This is a genomic window from Paenibacillus sinensis (assembly GCF_019904155.1).
Taxonomy (GTDB): domain Bacteria; phylum Bacillota; class Bacilli; order Paenibacillales; family Paenibacillaceae; genus Paenibacillus_AQ; species Paenibacillus_AQ sinensis.
Window position 1 is genome coordinate 131660 of sequence record NZ_JAHCMB010000051.1, and the last position, 19197, is coordinate 150856.

Below are 19197 nucleotides of genomic sequence, written 5' to 3' on the forward strand. Positions count from 1 at the left end.
TGTGTATATAAGGGAAGAAGCCGCAGTGTACAGTCCCAAGCATTGACGCCTGAGCCTTTCTTTAGACAAAAACGGAAGGGTTGCCCCTTCCGCGTTGTTCAAATCAGCCTCTTACTGCTGCGACTGGCTCTGGGTCTGCGTGGTGTCGAAGTCGTTCTTGTTGCCGATCGTCACGGGCAGATCCAGCGTCTTGCCGTCGCGGACGACATTCAGCGTAATCTTGTCTCCGACCTTCTTGGTCTTGATGAAGTCGATCAATTCCTGGCTGGTTGCATACTTCGTGCCGTTGATGCCGGTGATGATATCGTACGGACGCAGGTCTGCAACATAAGCTGGCGATTTGTAGATGATCTCGGCTACTACGGAACCTTCCTTGATATCCGTTCCCATCTGCTTCGCCACTTCATCGGTTATCGTCATGAGCGATGCGCCGATGAACGGAACCGGCTCTTTTGGAATCGCCTGGTTGGCTTCCAGCTTGTCGACGACTTCCTTGATCTTGTTCACCGGAATCGCGAAGCCAATGCCCTGTGAATCGGTGCTGACGGCGACGTTCATGCCGATTACCTGGCCGCTCTCGTCAAGAAGCGGTCCGCCGGAGTTGCCGGGGTTGATCGAAGCGTCGGTCTGCAGCAGATCCGTGTAGTTGCGGGTGCCGCTGCCGTCTTCTTCGTTGATATCGATGCTGCGGCCCTTGGCGCTCAGCACGCCGGCGGTCACCGTATGGTCAAAGCCCTGCGGATTGCCGATCGCTACAACTTCGGCCCCTACCTTGATAGAGTCGGAATCACCGAGCGGTACAGTCGAGAAGTTGTTGTCGCCTTCGATCTTCAGAACGGCAAGGTCCAGATCCTTGCTGGAGCCGAGCAGCTTCGCTTCGTAAGGCTTCGAGTTGCCGTCAACCGTTACCTGGATAACATCCGCATTCTCAATAACATGCTCGTTCGTCAGTATATATCCGGCTTTATCATAGATAAAGCCGGTTCCGATGCCATAAGGCGTCAGCTGTGAATCGGAGCCCGAGGACCCTGAAGAACTTGAGCCGTTGCTTCCATTGTTCCGCTGTGAGCCCGAGGAATTACCGCCGTATTGATCTCCGAAGAAGAATTGGTAGAACGGATCACTCATATTCGGGTTGCTCTGGCTGCTTCTGGAGTTCGTCTTGACCAGAGTTTCAATCTTCACTACCGCAGGACCGGCCTCGTCTACGACGCCGGATACGCCATTCGCGCCTGTAACGAGCTTGGTTGTTGTCGTAGACGGTTTGACGTTGGCGCTCTCATTCGCCGCCTGGCCCTGGGAGCTTAGTGCCGCCGTAGCCGTCGACTCTTGATTCCCTGTGAACCAGTTGCCTTTGTCGGCGGCGAACATGGAACCGGACAGCACCAGCATGCCTGCAAGGAAGGATATGACAGCCGTCCTTACCGGCTTCTTGGGCTTGCGGTTCTGATTATACTGCCAGCCGCCGTCATTGCCGCCAGGTCCGCCGGTACCGCCTCCGCCGTAGCCCGTTGGCCGGATCGACGGGTAAGGAACCGGCTTCACCGGTTGGGGAGGGGTTACCTCAACCCGCTCGGGTTCCCGGCGGACATAATGTTCTGCACTGCCGGAATCTTGTTCGTTATGGTTAATGGATTTAAAAGGTCCGTATGAATAATAGTAGGAAGAGTTCGATTCGGATTCGGAAGACTGACCGCTGCCGTTCCATTCCCGATCCGGCGTTTGCCCTTCCATGCGATCGTTGTCTTCTCCACCAAATTTGTTGTTGTTCTCGCTCATTGTTTTACCCTCCCGCGCTTTGTCCGTTCCGGACAGGTTTGTCGTTGCTTTCATGATTGTATTTTGTACTTTAAACCTTAAACCGACATTAAAAACAATTTAAGCCTAGATAAAACATTTTCATAGAACCGCCGGAACGCACAAAACCCGGCATACGCCGGGTTTTGTCGGACAACTCTCTTTTTGGAGAAATAGATTGCCATATGGATCGCCATAGAGAAGCAAAAGAAGACCGGACACGATCCTATATCGCTCGTCCCGCACATCACGGTTATCCCTGGGTGACCCAGCCCTTGCGGTGCGCGTAAATGGCCAGTTGGGTCCGGTCCTCCAGCTCGCACTTCATCAGCAGGTTGCTGACATGCGTCTTGACCGTCTTGATGCTGATATGGAGCTCCTCCCCGATATCCTTGTTGCTCTTGCCTTCGGCGATGAGCAGCAGCACTTCCCGCTCGCGCTCGGTCAGACCCGAGGTATCATCCTGAACCGTCCGCTGGCGGATGCCGCGGGTCAGCGCCTGGGACACGTCGCCGGTCATCACCGGCATGCCGCGGTAAGCCCCCTGAAGCGCGTAGATCAATTCCTCGGCCGAGACCGTCTTGAGCACATAGCTGACAGCGCCCGCTTCAATGGCGTCAACGACGAGATCATCCTCAAGGAAGCTGGTCAGAATGACGATCTTCAGACCCGGGAACTCGGACAGCACTGCCCGGGTCGTCTCCACGCCGTTCATGACCGGCATCATCAAATCCATCAGAACCAGGTCGGGCAGCCCCTCCTCGCCCCCGCGGCGAAGCACCTCCAGCGCTTCCCGCCCGTTCGACGCCTCTGCGACCACTTCGAACATCGGCTCCAGCATCAAATAGGTTTTGAGCCCCATCCGCACCATATCATGATCGTCGACCAGCAGTATTTTGATTGCACGCGTATCACTCATATTATCTGCTCCTCCCCTTATGCTTCTTCCCTGTCCGCCGACGAGTCCGCAGCCGAAATCATCCGGCCGGGTTCTCCCTGGACGAACTTGGGGATATGTACGCGGATCGTGGTCCCCGCACCCTTGCGGCTAATAATCTCGACTTGCCCGCCGAGCTTCTCCGCCCGTTCCCGCATCGTCGACAGACCGTACGATCCCTGCTTGCTCTGCATGATCTCAAAGCCCTGGCCATCATCGCTGATGCTAAGCACGACCTGGCGCGGCCCTTCGCGAAGCGACAGGCTGACGAGTCTCGCGCCCGAATGCTTCACAATGTTGGCCATCGCTTCCTGAATGATGAGGAACAGCTGATGCTCAATCGCCTCTGAAAGCTCGCCCTGCAGCTCCAGCTCCTTCATGCCCTTCAGACCGTTCTGCCGGCAGTAATCCGGGAACCACTTCTCCAGCGCCTCGAACAGATCACGGCCCTCAAGCTCGACCGGGCGCAGCTGTGCGATCAGCGCACGCATCTGCTTCTGCGCCATCTGCGACATCGTGATCAGCTGGTCCATGACGGTCCGGCCTTGGGTCTCATTTCGCTCCAGCACCTTCGGCAGCGATGATGCAGACATATGAATGGCGAACAGCTGCTGGCTGACAGTGTCATGCAAATCCCTGGCCATTCGGCGGCGTTCCTCGAGGACGGCGCTTTCAGACGCCTTTTCTTTCTCGATGACCTCCTGCTCGCCAAGACGCTGTAAGAGCTTCATTTTATTCTCGACAGCATCCATCATTGTATTGAATTCATGGTACACCCGCGCAAATGAAGGGTCATCGCTGTCCGGCATCCGGACGGCAAGATTCCCTTTGGCAACCTGAAGCATGTTAATATCCAGGTGGTCGATTCTCCGCTGGATTCGCTGCACGGCCATATAGCCGATCACGGCTGTGAACAGCACAATGCCCAGGCAGAGATATACCCACATGCGGTAATCGACAACCCGGATATAACCAAGACAACTTCCTGCATACATTAGGACAGCTGTTACACTCCCGCACAGCAGGAAGTATAACAGCAGCACCCATTTCGTATTTTTGAATATCGTTTCCATCCGTCACCCCACCGTCTTAACTTTGATGTCGCCGATAAAAGCGCTCACGTTAATGCGGATTTTTTTGCCGGCTTCCTTATAATAAGGGGTCTTGTACTGGAGGTTGCTCATAAAACCGGTGCGCGATTCGTTCAGCACATCCATGTCCCCGATAAAGGAGCTGCTGTTGACGGAAATGCCAAGATCCATGTCGTCGGGAATGTAGACTTTGAGATCTCCGATGAACGCGGATAAATTGATCTTCGTCTCGCCGTATGGAATCTGGGCGTTGGTCAGATCGAGCACGGTATCGCCGATAAACAGGGAGATATTCGTATGCTTCAGTTGAAAATGCTCGCGCCCCATGTGGATATCGCCGATAAAAGTGGAACGGTTCGTTCTCTCCTTGCTGTCGCCTTGATGCCAGTCGTGACCGTGGCCGTTTCGCTCAGCAGATCTGCGCTCATGGCGCTCCCAGCGTTCCTGATGTCTGCGTTCATGGCGTTCCTCACGCTCCTGATGCCTGCGTTCATGCCGTTCCTCACGATCCAGTCTGCGGCGCTCAACCCATTCCTTCTTCTCCTGCCACGGGTCCCTCGGGCCTTGCGGATCTTCATCTTCCTCATCTTTGCTCAAGTATTGGTCCCAGTCGGTGACATGGCGCCGGCCATTGTTATCGTAGGCAACCCCGGAGCTGCTGTACTTGCCTTCTGTACGCGCACTTCCGAACTTACGCTCAAACTCCTCGTCCAGCGTCGACTCCAGCGGCTTCGGCGGCTCAACGTCCTGACCTTCTTCCGGATAGTAGCTCTTGGGCGCGGGTGGCGGGGGAGCGGGCGGCCCCGGACGATGCGGCTTGAAGATAACCTTGAGTCCGCCCAGGATCAGCGCAAGCGGGATCAGTAATGTAAAGAAATCCCCGGCTGACAAATCAACAATCTCGAGATTATCGCCAAGGAAGTACAACCCGATCAGCAGCAGGAACAGCGGGCCGATGAAGGAGCCGCCTCTCCCGCGCTCCAGACCCTTGAGCAGTCCCTGGATGCCGAGAATGATCAGGATAACCGGCCAAAAATTGGAGAACAGATCGCCGATATCGTATGAAACATATCCCAACTGCCGAAGCAGGAACAGAACGCCGATGCCTATAAGGATCAGACCGCCGAACACCTGGCTGGCTACTCGTCTTCTCATGTGCAACTTCTCCTTTGATTTAGTGTGTTCTTCCGTCTTATGAATCCAGTTTACAACAAGCGTCCTGCTTAGAACAGCGCCGGGGGATGGAAAGCTGGCTCGGTCCCGGGACCGAGGGGATGGAAGTTCCTAGAATGAAGGTCTTAGAATAGGAGAGCCAGCATTGCCGGTGAGAGACCATTCGATAGAGCAATTTGTGACAAAAAAAGAAATGGCGAATGCGAAGGAGCTATCCCTGCATCGCCATTTCCTGATATCGAGCCAGTGCCATTAAGTGAAGATATATTCTCCTTCGCCAATCCGAATGGTTTTGCCTTTCAGCCGGGCAGCTTCACTTTCAAAAATCACCTGTTTGAACTGATTCTCGTCCCCTTGCACGAAGTCAAAAAACTTATCGCCAATCTGAAGGCTGACGGACTGGCCTTCAGGCTCCAAGGCGGTCAGACCAAACAGTCTTTCCCAATGCTCGGCGGCAGCTGCCGGATCGGACACACGGAATACTGCTCTTTTCATAACGGCGTTACCGGCCGGATGGGGCTGAATAACGCCGGAGGCCGTTAACTGTTCCAATCTTTCATCATCCGACCCTTTCCATTGAATAATGAAGGGATAAACCAGTCCTCCAAAATCGCCGTCAATCGTCATCATACGCCATTCGATTAGTCTGCCTTTGTTGTCCAGACGCTTGCCATCCATTATAGGAGAGAGGCTTAGTCCTGCCGCATCCAAAGAAGCGCGCATTTCCTCAATGTCATCCGTCCGGATAACGACTCTGCTCAGAACCTCATGCCCGGGCAATGTGTCAACCGCATCCTTGACCACACGGTTATGCTCCGTCGACTTCGCCAGTTCAAGATTCTCAATACCTAGAAACTCGATATAGGTTAAGCCAAAATAGCTTAGGGAATTATAGGTTCCCCAATCCGTATGTGAGCCTCCCCGGAAAGCAACCAAACCATGCTCTCTGAAGAGTTCAACAGGCTGGTCCAGATCATTGACATAATGAACAAGATGATCCCATTTTTTACTTGCCATTATTTCGCCCCTAACTCCGTCGTTCGCTTAACGGCTGCCCGGACACTTCTCTGCAGACCGGCCGCGAAATCGCTGTTGTTCAGTTCATACAGGCCGTTAATGCCTACACCGCCGGGTGAGTTGTTAATATCAAGCAGTTGTCTTGGATGTAGTCCGGTCAGCTTCAGCATGGCAACAGCTCCAACGCAATTCTCCAACGCTACGTTCCACGCCAGCTCCCGCGGCAATCCGGCGAGCACACCGGCATCTGCAAGTGACTCAATGAAGTAATAAATATAATTCGGTCCAGCCACACCATATCCGGTGAAGATGTCAATCAAGGACTCGTCCAGATATTGAACTTTGCCGAATCCGCCCAGGAAGCTGTCTACCTGCTCCTGATTGGCGTTCGCATTCAGCGCTACCCCGCTGTAGCCGTAACCCGTGTCGGTCAGCGTATTGGGAATGACCCGGGCAATCGGGCGTTCGGCTCCGAAATAGCCGGCCAGCTTCTCGATCGTTACACCCGCAACGATCGAGACGATTGCGGCAGCAGGTGCAGCGGATTTCTGCACAGCTTGTCCCAGCGCAGCCAGGTTATCCTGCGGCCGGACAGCAATGACAATCAAGTCTGCTTCAGCCAGAAATTTCTCCTGGGAGATGTCTGTGTTCACTCCGTAAGTCTTGTCCAGAAACTGAAGACGCGCTTCGTTGATATCCGTTACGCTAATTCGATCCGCCGATATCGTCTGATTGGAAATAATAGCGCGGATAATGGCCTCGGCCATTTGTCCGCCGCCAATAAAGTGAATCCGTTCCTCGATCAACTCAGCCACTTCCTTACCTTAATTGTTATTCCATGCCTCAGGCAGAATGAATCCGTCGTATTTTTCGATTCCCTTGATGTATTCTTCAAACTCCGGCGACTCGTAAGCTGCTTTCAAATCTTTGGCCCATTGCGTGTTCTCGTCCTTCTTATTGATGGATACAATGATTCTGTGCTGCATAGGGGTATTTTCAATTTTCAGCGCGTCTGTAATCTTTTTGCCGGCGTTTGCAATGTAATTACCGTTGACGACTCCATAATCCACATCTTCAAGCGATACGAGGATTTGGGCAGGGTCCAGAATTTTAATATCAATCTTATACTTGTCCGGCTCCATGCTGTTAATGTTGAAATCCTCTACACCTGCGCCGTCTTTAATCTTCACCCATCCAAGTTCTTCCAGAATCCGCAGCGCACGTTCCTGGTTAACCGGATCGTTAGGGACAGCAACGGTAGTGCCGTCTTTTACATCATCGAGTGTGGTGTGCTTCACGGAGTACAGACCTTGCGGCGCACCCGGCACATAGGCGATACCAACCATGTCTGCGCCGATTTCTTTATTGATCGCTTCCATGTAAGCCGTGCTCTGGAATACGCTCGCATCGATAGAGCCTTCCTTCATGGCCGGGTTAACCTGCATGTTCTGGGAGAAGGTTTTAATATCGACCTTGTAGCCTTTTTTCTCCAGGATTGGCAGAATCGATTGGCGGAATTGCTCTTCATAGGTGCCAACGCCAAATCCAACCGTAATCTCTTTCTTCTCTTCCGTAGCAGCCCCTGAATTTGAGTCTTTGCCGCAAGCCGACAACAGCGCTACAACCCCGACTAACATAACAAGCAACAACTTTTTCATACTTTTGTCCCCTTTTCTGATACGGATTTTTTCAGCTGCAAGAGCGCCTCATCGGTTACGTTAAGCGGAATCGCGCAATTGGGAGCAAGAATAAAAGGCTGGTCCTTCATCAGTTTCAAGGCTTCCTCGGCCTGCTGCTGAATTTGAGAAATGTCATTTCCCGCAAATAGAGCATGGTCAACGCCGCCTACCTTGGTTGCGGTCAGCGCCGCATCCAGATCCGGGTTTCCTTCGGCTTTCGTGTCCCAGCTGATCCCGTCTATCCGGTAATCGTTAAATTTTTCAGGCTGGGAATAGGCTCCGCAAGTGTGCAGAACATTTTTCCCGTAGCTCGCAGCTTCAAGTACAATGGAATCATAAGGTCTGGAAAATTCATTGAACATCGCATCATCGAACAAGCCCGGATGGGCTGTCCCGGTCACCGCATAGAACAGTCCATCCGATCCCGCTTGCCGCAGCTCTTGCACGTAATCGGCCAAGGTTAATGAGATGGCATGCAGTGCATGATGCGCCGCCGCACGGTGCTCCGTGAACACAGATTCCAGCGTGACCGGATTGTCGATGCCGAATACCGTCTTGGTTACATATGCGGATCGGCCTACTATAAACAGCAGAACGGTTAAAGGTGAAAACACGGTTTGAATTAATGGGGTATCCGGCAGTCCCTGGCGAATCTTCCGCACCGCAACCAGCTGCTCCAATAATGGCGCTGACTCCGAAGCTTTCTTCACATCAAGATCCCAAAGATCAGCTGCGGCCGGAACAGCTGTCGTCTGCTGTCTTGGAAAAACAGTCTGGTAGTCCTGAAAGTCATACTTGTTTCCCCAAGCTTCGGCCAGATAGGTTGCTCTAGGGTTGATTTTCACCCAATCCCAATCATATTTCCTGGTAAATGTAATCGTGGTTTCCGCCAAATCATCTGCATTCTGTTCCTTGTCGATAAAATGACGCCAGCCGCTGACAATCGGACGATCTGCCCGCTCTCCGGATAAAATGGCATGAAACCGGTCTTGTTTGCTCCATTCACTCATCTGTCATTCTCCTCTCCAGAGTTCTCTCTAATAGCGGCGAATCTTTCTCGCCAATGTGTTGCCAAATGACTGAATGCCTTGTACGAAAATAATCAGGATAATTACAGTGGCAACGACAACAACCGTGTCAAACCGCTGGTATCCGTATACGATCGCCAAGTCTCCGACCCCGCCGCCGCCAACCGTTCCAGCCATCGCAGTCGCACCAATCAAACCGATGGTCGCAGTCGTCAGGGACAGAACTAACGATCCGACGGCCTCGGGTAATAAAAAGTACCGGATGACCTGAAACGGCGTTGCCCCCATTGACTCTGCCGCTTCGAGAATTCCCGGATTGACTTCAAGCAAGGAATTCTCTACCAGCCGCCCGATGTAAGGCGCGATATAGATAATAAGCGGCACAATCGCTGCGTTGGTCCCGATTGAAGTCTGTACGATAAACCGGGTAAACGGAATAATGGCGACCAGCAATATGATAAAAGGCAAGGAGCGGACGATGTTGATTACGGGATTAATAACGGCATACAGGACTTTGTTCTCCAGAACCCCGCCCGGACGGGTAACAACAAGCAGAATCCCGATCGGTATTCCAATTAACGCTCCCACGAACAAGGACATCCCCACCATATACAGAGTATCCACGATCGCTTGCATGAACTGGTCAGTTGAAACTGTAGTTGACATCATGCTTCTCCACCTCCTCCACTCCGACTCCGCTGTTTCTCAGGAAGATCAGGGCCTTGTCTATCTCGGGTGTTTCTCCTTTTACCTGAATAATCACTTTCCCGAGCGTCGTTTCTTCAATCTCGGTCATGTTGGCAAACAGAATATTAACCTGCACATCGTAAGAACGGATCAATTTATACAAAATGGGCTCCGAAGCGCACTGTCCGATAAACTCCAATTTGTAAATACCGCTGCCCGGCTCTCGCTTGATTGTTTTTTGCACGCTGTCTGTGATGCTGTTCTGAATGACGGTCTTCACAAAATTTTGCGTGGTGTGATGCTTGGGATGTCCGAATACCTTCAGAACGCTTCCCTGCTCGATAATCCTCCCTTGTTCCATGACCGCCACCTTGTTGCAGATCTCTTGAATGACCGACATTTCATGGGTGATGATCATAACCGTGATGTTGTACTCCGCATTGATCTTCTTCAACAGTTGTAAAATGGAACGCGTCGTCTGCGGGTCCAGTGCGGAAGTCGCTTCATCGCACAGGAGAATGGAGGGGTTCGAGGCAAGCGCCCTTGCAATCCCGACACGCTGCTTCTGACCGCCTGACAACTCACTAGGATAGCTGCCTGCTTTGTCGGCCAATCCTACAAAATCCAGCAGTTCCGTAACACGCTTGCGGATTTCGTCCTTGCTCTTTTTCGTCAAAACAAGGGGAATGGCCACATTATCAAATACTTTCTTCGATTCAAGCAGATTGAAATGCTGAAAGATCATCCCGATGTTTTTTTTGGCGGCGCGCAGCTCTTTAATGCTGTACTCCCCTAAATCATGACCATCCACGAAAACCTTGCCTTTGGTCGGTCTCTCCAGGTAATTGACGAGACGGATCAATGTGCTCTTACCCGCACCGCTATAGCCGATAACCCCGAATATATCGCCTTTTTCCACCTTTAGATTTATTTCCTTCAAGGCTTCGTTCGAAATCCCTTTGCGGGTGTATGTCTTCGAAACATCCTTTAATTCAATCATAGCAATTCCTCCTTCAGCCTCACTAACGCTTGCTCCGCCAATAAAGCGAAATACTTGGCAGCCGGCAGCAGTGCAGTCTCGTCGACATCAAAACGGGGATGATGAAGCGCGTAGGCAGGGCCGGTTCCGATATTTACAAAAGCGCCCGGGATCTTCTGCAAGTACAAGGAGAAATCTTCACCTCCCATTTGCGGCGGGATGTCATGCACCTCATAACCTGCCTGCTCGGCCATCTCTTTAGTAAAATCAGCCCAGTACCCATCATTTATCGTTGCCGGCGGACCTGGATACCAATGCAGTTTCGCCTCCGCTCCCGCTGCTGCGGCAATACCTTCGATAATGCGAGTCATTGTGTCCGGAATAAGACGGCGGACCTCTTCATTATGAGTTCGAACGGTTCCTTCCAGTTCAACCTTCTCCGGCAGTACATTCCAGGTGAAGCCTCCATTGATTCGGGTTACACTCAGCACAACCGGCTCCCCGGCGCTGGTCTGGCGGCTTACAATGGTTTGCAGCGAAGTGATGATTTGCGCCGCTGTTACGATGGCATCCACACCATTCTCCGGTGTTGCGGCATGAGCGCCGATTCCTTGTACCGTAATCTCAAACCGGTCGACGCCTGCCGTTAAAGCGCCGGTTCTCGTACCAAATGATCCGGCAGGCAGGTCCGGGGAGTTATGGAGGCCAAATATGGCAGCAACACCATCAAGCCCACCTGATTCTAGGATGCTTTCAGCCCCATGACCGGTCTCTTCAGCCGGCTGAAACAGCACTCTAACCGTTCCGGGCAGCTCGGCCTCACGATTTTTCAGCAGGTATGCCGCACCCAATATGGTTGCTGTGTGAAAGTCATGACCGCAGGCATGCATTTTCCCTGGAATCTTTGACGCAAAAGGCAATCCGGTCTGCTCTTCAATCGGAAGCGCGTCGATATCACAGCGTATGGCTACGACCGGTCCTTCCCCACTCCCGATTTCTGCGATAAGCCCTGTCTTTAAAGGAATATTCAGTAGACGGATATTGGCATCTGTCAGCCATTTCCGCAGTTTCTCTGTCGTTTTAAACTCTTCATAAGATAGTTCAGGCTCTAGATGAAGATTTCTGCGAACCTCAATCAATTGACTGCCTAGAGCTTGTTCCATTTGATCCGGCTGCCTGGTAGACACTGGCTTCCCCCCCTTTTATTTGGCTATCGTTTCGGTTTCGGAATCCGAGTACAGGGCGGACAAAGCCTGACCGAAATCCCGGATAATATCATCAGCATCCTCGAGTCCTACCGAAATACGGATTAATCCATCTGTAATTCCGAATTTCATTCTCTCTTCCTTCGGGATTGCTGCATGAGTCATCGAAGCCGGATGCTGAACCAGAGTTTCCGGATCTCCCAGGCTGAATGAAATCATCGCCAGCTTCAGCGAATTGATTAATTTTTTCCCTTCCAATAATCCACCTTTTACTTCGAATGAAACAATCCCGCCCATGCCCTTCATTTGCCGCTTAGCCAGCTCATGTTGGGGATGCGACGCCAAGCCAGGATAGAAGACTGTATCGATGAAAGGATGAGACTCCAGGTATTCAGCAATTTTCCGGGCATTGTCGCAATGTCTCTCCACCCGCAAGGCCATGGTCTTCATTCCCCTTAAGATCAGGAATGCGTCCCATGCACTTAAATTTTGCCCGAGATCGCCCATCAGCTTCTTTCTCATAAACTGGATGATGTCTTTTTGGCCTACAACAAATCCTGCCAGGACATCCCCGTGACCATTAATATATTTAGTGGCGCTATGTACAACAACGTCGGCGCCAAGCTCCAAAGGCTTCTGCAAGCAGGGACTCATAAAGGTGTTGTCAACAATAACGGGGAGCTGATAGGCTTTGCAGGCTTCCGAAATTGCTCGGATATCCAGAATGGTTAGCCTTGGGTTAGAGGGAGTCTCCAAATAAACGGCCTTCGTATTCGGCTTGATCTTCTTAAGCAGTGATTCCGGGTCCGTACAATCGACAAAATCAAATTCTATACCGAACCTGGGCGCCAGAGAGGTCAGGAAGCTGTAGGTTCCTCCATATACATCCTTGGTCACCAGAACATGATCGCCTTGCTTCAAGAAACCAAGTAGGGCAATGGAGATGGCCGCCATTCCGCTGGAAACGCCCAGAGCATCTTCGCCGCCTTCCAGTGCGGCTATCTTCTTCTCCAATGTGCGGGAAGTAGGGTTTCCGTATCTGCCGTAGTACACGCCTTCTTCCTCACCGGATACTACCGCAGCAGCTGTCTCTGCATCAGCGAACGCATAGGCCACCGCAGGTACGATGCTTTGAGAGATGGCGCCTGTTTGAGGGTCCGGAAACTGGTTCTCATGAATAATCTTCGTGTCCATACTCCATTCTGTCTCCATATCAAACCCCGTCCTCTCTAGTTGCCTGAATGCCTTCAATTCTCTCCAATGCAGCGGACAGGCTGCTTAAAATATGATCCTGCATCGCTTTTTCGGCTCCGTCTTCGTCTCTGGCAGCAATCTTTTGCAAGATCAGATTATGTTCTTCATCCGCCTGCTGGTTCCAATCGCCATGCAAGGATACGAACCGGCAATAACGAAGCGCATGGTCTCTTAGTTGATTCAAGATTTTCACAAATGTCTTAAGTTCGCTTATTTCCGATAAATAATCATGGAATTCAAATCCATAGGAGACGAAATCCTGGCTCTTGCCCGACTGAAAGGACATCTTCAGATTGCCGATCATAGCCGTTAACTTTTCGATATCTTGCTCAGTAGCATTTTTGGCGGCATTTTTGGCAATATAACCCTCCAACATGCTGCGAATAAGAAAGATCTCTTTAACCTCTTCCGTTGTCACCGACGCCACTCTCAGTCTTCCGTTTGGCTGCCGGACAAGAAAATCCTCATTCTCCAGCCTTTGTATAGCCTCTCGCAGAGGGGTACGGCTTACTCCAAGCAATTCTGCCAGGTTCTCTTCCTGTACAGCTTCGCCGGGCTTTAGCTCGATATTAATAATTTTCTCTTTTAGAGCTAAGTAAGTATTATCCTTGGACAACCTGCGTGTTCGCATGACAGAACTGTTCATATACCCATCTCCTAGTCAAAAATCTGCTTGTCCCGGCTCCAAAAGTATAATTGTATATTTGTATACAATTATTAATTCAGTCTACCCCAGGACATGTTCTCAGCTTACGACTATAACCGAACCCTTACATCTGCCCAGCTCATCTCGTAGAGTTAGCCTAATAATACATACAGAAACCGACTCTGTAAATATACCAATGTCACTTTTAATAACATTTTAATATAAAAAATTCAATTATAATGCGATAAAAATAAAGTGATCACCGGATCGTGTTATATTATGTAACAAACAATTAACCTCTTATGTGCTTAGCTGGTTGATCATCGACTGCCAGCTTGTACTGACTGCTTATATTAAACCATAACACTCGGAATAGTGCAATTTAATTTTTTCATAAAAAAGCAGGACTGCTCCCGAGGTCATGTGTGACCTCTTGAGACAGCCCCGCTTTTAGCCGTACTAAACGGCCTGGTTTATGCTCTGAAATGCCTTAAGCCTGCGGTTTTTGTGCCGGCTTGGCAATGCCTGTTTGTTTGGATGCCACTTCATTCTCAGCGGCAAACTCGGCATTAAATTTTTCATTCGGTGTCTTATAGTTATCTTGAACCTTCGGTTTTTTAGCCACGGTTAGTCACCTCCCTTGCTCTCACCCTCGGCGCTATGCGCACAGGGGAGTGATCAGAGGCTGTCTGCTGTGCCCCAGTTCGTATTATGTCAAGGTCGGCTCCGATTTATACGTCAAATGATTTCCTCAAGCATTTCCTGCGGGACGGTGTCATAAGCCTGAATGGCCCGGCTGATGCTGTTCAGCATAGCTTCCGTGCATTTCCCCTTGCCCCGCTTAATCAATTGAACCTCAACGGACTTCTTGCCCCATTCATTGTAGACCTGGCGGGTTGTCTTGAAATACAGGTCGATCTTATGTCCCTTGATCGCTGAACCGGTATCGGCAACCACCGCATATCCGTAGCCCGGCACATACAGGATGCTGCCCATTGGCAGAACCTTCGGATCGGCGGCAATGGTGGATACGGCATTCTTGTCCCTTCGGACCTTGACGCCCGAATAGGTGATTCCATATTGCGGATGACTCGGCCGTTTGCCGGTCGATTCATAGCCGGCGGTATATCCCGTGGCCGTCACTTTCATCGTGCGGATTATCTGCTCCGGCCCCGGCGCGGCTACAGGTATGGAAATTTGCTTGGCTGCCGGTTTGGCCGAAGATGATGACGTTGAAGACGAAGCTGTTGAAGTTGAAACTGTTGATGAAGAAGTCGCCGAAGTCGGCTTGGAATTGCCCGTGCCGGCCGTCGCGGAAGTCGGCCGGGATGCGCCGCCTGCCCCACCGCCTGTCCATGTGGACAGCGTGGTGGACCGGACGGCAACGGAGACCGCCCGAAGCGGCGCCGTGCCGTAAGCCACGACCTTCTCTTCGGCTTGGTGTTCAAACACAGTGGCCCGGACCAGCCGGACATTTCCGGTCACCCGGACCGGTACTTCCACCGCCCGCTTCACAGCAGGCGCCTGTTGAATCGGCAGCGGCGATATATGCGAAACAACGCCTGCTTCCGCCGGGCTGCCGGGAACCGGGGCTTCCACCTTCCCGTTCTCCGGCTTCATATATAGAATCAACAATGCTGACATAAATACAATCGTTACTGCAATACACCAAGACCTCTGCCATTTACCCATTTCGTTCATCATGAAAACCTCCCCCTTATTAGCGAAGGTTTCCCGTTTTCCGAAATTTTATACATCCGGCAGTTGAACCACCGGATGGGGCATATGACAGAGGTCTTATAGATAACTTACCGGTTAAGTTGTCCGGTCACATATCCAATCTAGAAAATGGCTTTCGAGGAGACTTCCTGAACCAGGCTGCCGATTACCTCATCCAGCGGCTTGGCTCCGAGGTCGCCCTCACCCCGCTTGCGGACGGAGACGGAAGCCGAGTTCATTTCATTCTCGCCGACAATGAACATGTACGGCAGCTTCTCCAACTGGGCTTCGCGGATCTTGTAGCCGAGCTTCTCATTGCGAAGATCGGCTTCGGCACGAAGGCCCTGACGGGTCAGCTTATCGACGACTTCCTTGGCATAGTCGTCGAATGCGCTCGACACCGGAATGACCTTCACCTGCTGAGGCGACAGCCACAGCGGCAGGGAGCCTGCGAAGTTCTCCAGCAGGAAGGCTACGAAACGCTCCATCGTGCCGAGAATGCCGCGGTGCAGCACGACCGGACGATGCTTCTGTCCATCGTCGCCGACATATTCCAGCTCAAAGCGCTCCGGCAGCAGGAAGTCGATTTGGACAGTGGAGAGCGTCTCTTCCTTGCCAAGAGCGGTCTTGATCTGCACGTCAAGCTTCGGACCGTAGAACGCCGCTTCGCCTTCGGCTTCGTAGAACGGCAGACCGGCTTCCTCGACAACCTCGCGGAGCATCCGCTGCGCGGTCTCCCACATTTCGTCGTTCTGGAAGTATTTCTCGGTGTCCTGCGGATCGCGGTACGACAGGCGGAAGCGGTATTCATGAATGCCGAAGTCACGGTATACCCGGTCGATCAGCTCCAGAACACGGCTGAATTCGCTCTTGATCTGGTCCAGACGGCAGAAGATATGCGAGTCGTTCAGCGTCATGGAGCGTACCCGGTGAAGACCGGTCAGGGCTCCGGACATTTCATACCGGTGCATCGTGCCAAGCTCCGCGATGCGGATCGGCAGATCCCGGTAGCTGTGCATGCTGCTCTTGTAGACCATCATGTGATGCGGACAGTTCATCGGGCGCAGCACGAACTCCTCGGTGTCGATCGTCATCTTCGGGAACATGTCTTCCTGGTAATGATCCCAGTGGCCGGAGGTCTTGTACAGATCCACGTTGCCGAGAACCGGTGTGTATACATGCTGATAGCCAAGGCTGGCTTCGATGTCAACGATATAACGCTCCAGTATGCTGCGCAGCTTGGCGCCCTTCGGCAGCCAGATCGGCAGGCCCTGGCCGACGAGCTGGTTGAACGTGAAGATTTCAAGCTCCTTGCCGAGCTTGCGGTGATCGCGCTTCTTCGCTTCCTCCAGCAGGTGTAGGTACTCGTCCAGCTGCGCCTTCTTGATCCAGGCGGTGCCGTACACGCGCTGCAGCATCTTGTTCTTGCTGTCGCCGCGCCAGTATGCGCCGGCCACATTCATCAGCTTGAACACCTTGATTTTGCCGGTCGAAGGAACATGGGGGCCACGGCACAAATCGAAGAATTCGCCCTGCTCGTAAATGGTGATGACGCTGTCCTCGGGCAGGTCCCGGATCAGTTCAAGCTTGTAAGGATCGCCAAGCTCGCCGAAGATATCCAGTGCTTCCTGGCGGCTGACCTCCTTGCGCACGATCGGCAGGTTCTCGGAAATGATGCGTTCCATTTCCTTCTCGATTTTCTGGAGATCCTCCGGATTCAGCGGCTGCTCCAGATCCATATCATAATAAAATCCGTCTTCAATCGTCGGACCGACGCCCAGTTTCACTTCTTTGGCCCCGTACAGGCGCTTGACGGCCTGTGCCATCAGGTGGGCTGTGCTGTGACGCATAACTTCCAATCCTTCAGTGGAATCCAGCGTTACGATTTCAACGAGATCTCCTTCATTCAGCTTAGCCGCCAGATCGACGATTACACCGTTCAATTTGCCTGCGGCGGCATTCTTTCTCAGCCCGCTGCTGATGGAGGCCGCCACATCGTCGATGCTGCTGCCTTCCGCGTACTCGCGAACCGATCCGTCCGGTAACTTGATGCTTACTGCCATTTGTTTCTTCCTCCTTGGGTTGATAGTACCTGTCTGTAGCGGCGTTTGCTGCCGCCGGAAGGTTCTGCGGAACGGACAATATCCACGCAACAAAAAACACCCGTCCCGCCAGAGGGACGAGTGTTGATCACCCGTGGTTCCACCCAAATTCAATTCCGCGTACGCTTACGACCGCAGAATCCTTGTTCAGCATGGGGTAACGGCCATGAGCCGGCGGTTCTTACTGGTTCCAGACATGCCGTCCCCGCTTCTTGACGGAGAGCTGTCCGAAAGGTTCATAACCGCAGCTACAAAGGGGTAAATCAATAGCCGGATACCGGAGGGAATTACAGCCGGACGTTCCCTCTCTCTGGACGGACCGAGAAATCGATTCATGTCTTTGTCAACGCTGCTTGCGCGAATAATGTGTAATTATAAATCTGCCGGCTTCTTCCGTCAAGTCTGTTTCATTTTTTCCGCTACGGGCGCTTTGCGGCTAATCGTCGCTATCCCGTGACATACGGCCAGGCAAGCGTCCGGCGCGTTTCAGACTCTCTCTCAGCAAATACTCGATGTGTCCGTTTACGCTCCTGAACTCCTCTCCCGCCCAACGCTCCAGCGCCTCGTACAGCGCGGGATCGATCCGCAGCGGAAAATTCTTCTTGGCCGCCATTGGAAGACCGCCTTAGTACAGCGAGCCGGCGTTAATTACCGGGCTGGCTCCGCGCTCGGATACGATAGCAACCATCAGATTATTGATCATGGCCGCCTTCCGCTCTTCGTCAAGCTCGACGACGCCGCTCTCTTTCAGCTGCTTGATCGCCATATCAACCATGCCCACAGCTCCCTCCACAATGATCTGGCGCGCGGACAGAATGGCGTTGGCCTGCTGACGCTGAAGCATCGTGCTTGCAATTTCAGTCGAATAGGCAAGATGCGTCAGACGCGCTTCAAGCACTTCAACCCCCGAAATGGTCAACCGTTCCTGAAGCTCTGTTGCCAGCTCCCCGGCAATCTCCTCCGCATTGGCGCGCAGGGACATGCCCGTTCCGCTGAACCCGTCGTATGGATATTTGCTTGCCACGTGGCGAAGCGCTGTCTCGCTCTGAATCTCGACGAACTGCATGTATTTGTCGACATCGAACAGCGCCTTGGCGGAATTAACCACCTTGAACACGACAACGGCGGCGATTTCAATCGGATTGCCCTCGACATCATTGACCTTCAGCTTGACGCTGTTGAAGTTGCGCACACGCAAAGATACGGTCTTGCGGATGCTGAACGGAATAACCGCCCACAGGCCACTCCTGGAAATCGTGCCTACATATTGGCCGAAGAATGTAACGACGACGGATTTATTAGGCTGCACAACTGTAATGCTGGTCAACAGAATACACCCAATGACAACCAGAATGACCGGCAACGCCACGTATTCCTGAATGAACCAGTAGACTGCTCCCGCTGTGCATAAGGCAATCAAGGCGATGATCCAGAAGCCGTTGATGGGGCGAAGCGTTTTTTCTTTCATGTAAGGCACCTCCAAAAGGATATGTATTTGATATATTCATGATATCACTTTTGGATATAGATGTAAATCTGTTCTCAGAAAAATATCACTGCCGCCTAACCGCAATCCTTGTACCATTAAACCTATATGAAGCGTCGGCATAAGCCGATGTGTTGCGGGAGGTGAGCAGAATGAGCGTGAAGGAGCAGGTGTTGGAAACCATCAAATCGGCAGGCAAGCCGGTGAGCGCAGGTGAAGTGGAGAAGCTGTCGGGCCTGGACCGCAAGGAAATCGACAAGGCTTTTGCCGAATTGAAAAAGGACAAGGCGATCGTGTCCCCCATCCGCTGCAAATGGGAAGCTGCCGAGTAATGCGCACAGCGGCCCTTGATCAACCCATCCAGCCTTAAGCCGATCTTAAAGGCATATCAAACAGC

The 19197-nt window shown here is 52.2% G+C and carries 18 protein-coding genes and 2 pseudogenes; 1 reads left to right on the forward strand and 19 read right to left on the reverse strand.

What is annotated here, in order from left to right; translation table 11 throughout:
- Window positions 1-111 precede the first annotated feature (111 nt).
- The 19 genes and pseudogenes from KIH86_RS07315 to KIH86_RS07395 form a co-directional block, all read right to left on the reverse strand.
- Complete coding sequence (locus tag KIH86_RS07315; RefSeq protein WP_223085010.1) at window positions 112-1779, reverse strand: S1C family serine protease; 1668 nt, start codon at window positions 1777-1779, stop codon at window positions 112-114.
- Window positions 1780-2050: 271 nt separating this feature from the next.
- A complete protein-coding gene (locus tag KIH86_RS07320) occupies window positions 2051-2716 on the reverse strand; it encodes a response regulator (protein WP_223085012.1) in 666 nt (221 codons plus the stop codon).
- 17 nt (window positions 2717-2733) lie between these two features.
- Window positions 2734-3807, reverse strand: a complete 1074-nt coding sequence (locus KIH86_RS07325) for a sensor histidine kinase (protein ID WP_223085013.1) — start codon at window positions 3805-3807, stop codon at window positions 2734-2736.
- Window positions 3808-3810: 3 nt separating this feature from the next.
- Complete coding sequence (gene liaF / locus KIH86_RS07330) at window positions 3811-4980, reverse strand: cell wall-active antibiotics response protein LiaF (protein ID WP_223085015.1); 1170 nt, start codon at window positions 4978-4980, stop codon at window positions 3811-3813.
- A 270-nt stretch (window positions 4981-5250) separates the two neighbouring features.
- On the reverse strand, window positions 5251-6015 hold the full coding sequence (locus tag KIH86_RS07335; protein WP_223085017.1) for a VOC family protein: 765 nt from the start codon (window positions 6013-6015) through the stop codon (window positions 5251-5253).
- Window positions 6015-6830, reverse strand: a complete 816-nt coding sequence (proC, locus tag KIH86_RS07340; protein WP_407672248.1) for a pyrroline-5-carboxylate reductase — start codon at window positions 6828-6830, stop codon at window positions 6015-6017. The genes KIH86_RS07335 and proC overlap by 1 nt, the downstream gene beginning before the upstream one ends.
- Before the next feature lie 9 nt (window positions 6831-6839).
- A complete protein-coding gene (locus tag KIH86_RS07345; protein ID WP_223085024.1) occupies window positions 6840-7673 on the reverse strand; it encodes a MetQ/NlpA family ABC transporter substrate-binding protein in 834 nt (277 codons plus the stop codon).
- Window positions 7670-8704, reverse strand: coding sequence for a uroporphyrinogen decarboxylase family protein (locus KIH86_RS07350; protein WP_223085025.1), 1035 nt, complete (start codon window positions 8702-8704; stop codon window positions 7670-7672). The genes KIH86_RS07345 and KIH86_RS07350 overlap by 4 nt, the downstream gene beginning before the upstream one ends.
- A gap of 27 nt (window positions 8705-8731) precedes the next feature.
- Window positions 8732-9391 carry a methionine ABC transporter permease gene (locus KIH86_RS07355; RefSeq protein WP_223085039.1) on the reverse strand — a complete coding sequence of 220 codons (660 nt, stop codon included), beginning with the start codon at window positions 9389-9391 and terminating at the stop codon, window positions 8732-8734.
- A complete protein-coding gene (locus tag KIH86_RS07360; RefSeq protein WP_223085040.1) occupies window positions 9366-10409 on the reverse strand; it encodes a methionine ABC transporter ATP-binding protein in 1044 nt (347 codons plus the stop codon). The genes KIH86_RS07355 and KIH86_RS07360 overlap by 26 nt, the downstream gene beginning before the upstream one ends.
- Entirely contained in the window at window positions 10406-11551 is a 1146-nt protein-coding gene (locus KIH86_RS07365; RefSeq protein WP_223086045.1) for an amidohydrolase, read from the reverse strand. The genes KIH86_RS07360 and KIH86_RS07365 overlap by 4 nt, the downstream gene beginning before the upstream one ends.
- A gap of 39 nt (window positions 11552-11590) precedes the next feature.
- Entirely contained in the window at window positions 11591-12805 is a 1215-nt protein-coding gene (locus KIH86_RS07370) for a trans-sulfuration enzyme family protein (RefSeq protein ID WP_223085041.1), read from the reverse strand.
- Between the two features lies 1 nt (window position 12806).
- Window positions 12807-13265, reverse strand: a complete 459-nt coding sequence (locus KIH86_RS07375) for a GntR family transcriptional regulator (protein WP_235775305.1) — start codon at window positions 13263-13265, stop codon at window positions 12807-12809.
- 18 nt (window positions 13266-13283) lie between these two features.
- Window positions 13284-13493: pseudogene (locus KIH86_RS29460) on the reverse strand (GntR family transcriptional regulator); the annotation flags it as partial.
- A gap of 490 nt (window positions 13494-13983) precedes the next feature.
- The gene (locus tag KIH86_RS29810) at window positions 13984-14118 is read right to left on the reverse strand and encodes a hypothetical protein (protein WP_262416516.1); all 135 of its coding nucleotides are present in this window, start codon (window positions 14116-14118) and stop codon (window positions 13984-13986) included.
- 113 nt (window positions 14119-14231) lie between these two features.
- Window positions 14232-14687, reverse strand: a pseudogene (locus KIH86_RS30080) (3D domain-containing protein); the annotation flags it as partial.
- Between the two features lie 647 nt (window positions 14688-15334).
- Complete coding sequence (thrS, locus tag KIH86_RS07385) at window positions 15335-17275, reverse strand: threonine--tRNA ligase (protein ID WP_223085042.1); 1941 nt, start codon at window positions 17273-17275, stop codon at window positions 15335-15337.
- Between the two features lie 475 nt (window positions 17276-17750).
- Complete coding sequence (locus tag KIH86_RS07390; RefSeq protein ID WP_038694678.1) at window positions 17751-17927, reverse strand: hypothetical protein; 177 nt, start codon at window positions 17925-17927, stop codon at window positions 17751-17753.
- 12 nt (window positions 17928-17939) lie between these two features.
- Window positions 17940-18782, reverse strand: coding sequence for an SPFH domain-containing protein (locus KIH86_RS07395; protein WP_223085043.1), 843 nt, complete (start codon window positions 18780-18782; stop codon window positions 17940-17942).
- Between the two features lie 170 nt (window positions 18783-18952).
- Here KIH86_RS07395 and KIH86_RS07400 point away from each other — a divergent pair, with 170 nt between their 5' ends.
- Complete coding sequence (locus KIH86_RS07400) at window positions 18953-19132, forward strand: transcriptional regulator (RefSeq protein ID WP_223085045.1); 180 nt, start codon at window positions 18953-18955, stop codon at window positions 19130-19132.
- The last annotated feature ends 65 nt before the right edge of the window (window positions 19133-19197 follow it).

What these genes read in the sequence shown, in the direction of transcription:
- KIH86_RS07315 (WP_223085010.1), bottom strand. Translation starts at nt 1,779, where the DNA reads ATGAGCGAGAACAACAACAAATTTGGTGGAGAAGACAACGATCGCATG.
- KIH86_RS07320 (WP_223085012.1), bottom strand. Translation starts at nt 2,716, where the DNA reads ATGAGTGATACGCGTGCAATCAAAATACTGCTGGTCGACGATCATGAT.
- KIH86_RS07325 (WP_223085013.1), bottom strand. Translation starts at nt 3,807, where the DNA reads ATGGAAACGATATTCAAAAATACGAAATGGGTGCTGCTGTTATACTTC.
- liaF (WP_223085015.1), bottom strand. Translation starts at nt 4,980, where the DNA reads ATGAGAAGACGAGTAGCCAGCCAGGTGTTCGGCGGTCTGATCCTTATA.
- KIH86_RS07335 (WP_223085017.1), bottom strand. Translation starts at nt 6,015, where the DNA reads ATGGCAAGTAAAAAATGGGATCATCTTGTTCATTATGTCAATGATCTG.
- KIH86_RS07345 (WP_223085024.1), bottom strand. Translation starts at nt 7,673, where the DNA reads ATGAAAAAGTTGTTGCTTGTTATGTTAGTCGGGGTTGTAGCGCTGTTG.
- KIH86_RS07350 (WP_223085025.1), bottom strand. Translation starts at nt 8,704, where the DNA reads ATGAGTGAATGGAGCAAACAAGACCGGTTTCATGCCATTTTATCCGGA.
- KIH86_RS07355 (WP_223085039.1), bottom strand. Translation starts at nt 9,391, where the DNA reads ATGATGTCAACTACAGTTTCAACTGACCAGTTCATGCAAGCGATCGTG.
- KIH86_RS07360 (WP_223085040.1), bottom strand. Translation starts at nt 10,409, where the DNA reads ATGATTGAATTAAAGGATGTTTCGAAGACATACACCCGCAAAGGGATT.
- KIH86_RS07365 (WP_223086045.1), bottom strand. Translation starts at nt 11,551, where the DNA reads ATGGAACAAGCTCTAGGCAGTCAATTGATTGAGGTTCGCAGAAATCTT.
- KIH86_RS07370 (WP_223085041.1), bottom strand. Translation starts at nt 12,805, where the DNA reads ATGGAGACAGAATGGAGTATGGACACGAAGATTATTCATGAGAACCAG.
- thrS (WP_223085042.1), bottom strand. Translation starts at nt 17,275, where the DNA reads ATGGCAGTAAGCATCAAGTTACCGGACGGATCGGTTCGCGAGTACGCG.
- KIH86_RS07390 (WP_038694678.1), bottom strand. Translation starts at nt 17,927, where the DNA reads ATGGCGGCCAAGAAGAATTTTCCGCTGCGGATCGATCCCGCGCTGTAC.
- KIH86_RS07395 (WP_223085043.1), bottom strand. Translation starts at nt 18,782, where the DNA reads ATGAAAGAAAAAACGCTTCGCCCCATCAACGGCTTCTGGATCATCGCC.
- KIH86_RS07400 (WP_223085045.1), top strand. Translation starts at nt 18,953, where the DNA reads ATGAGCGTGAAGGAGCAGGTGTTGGAAACCATCAAATCGGCAGGCAAG.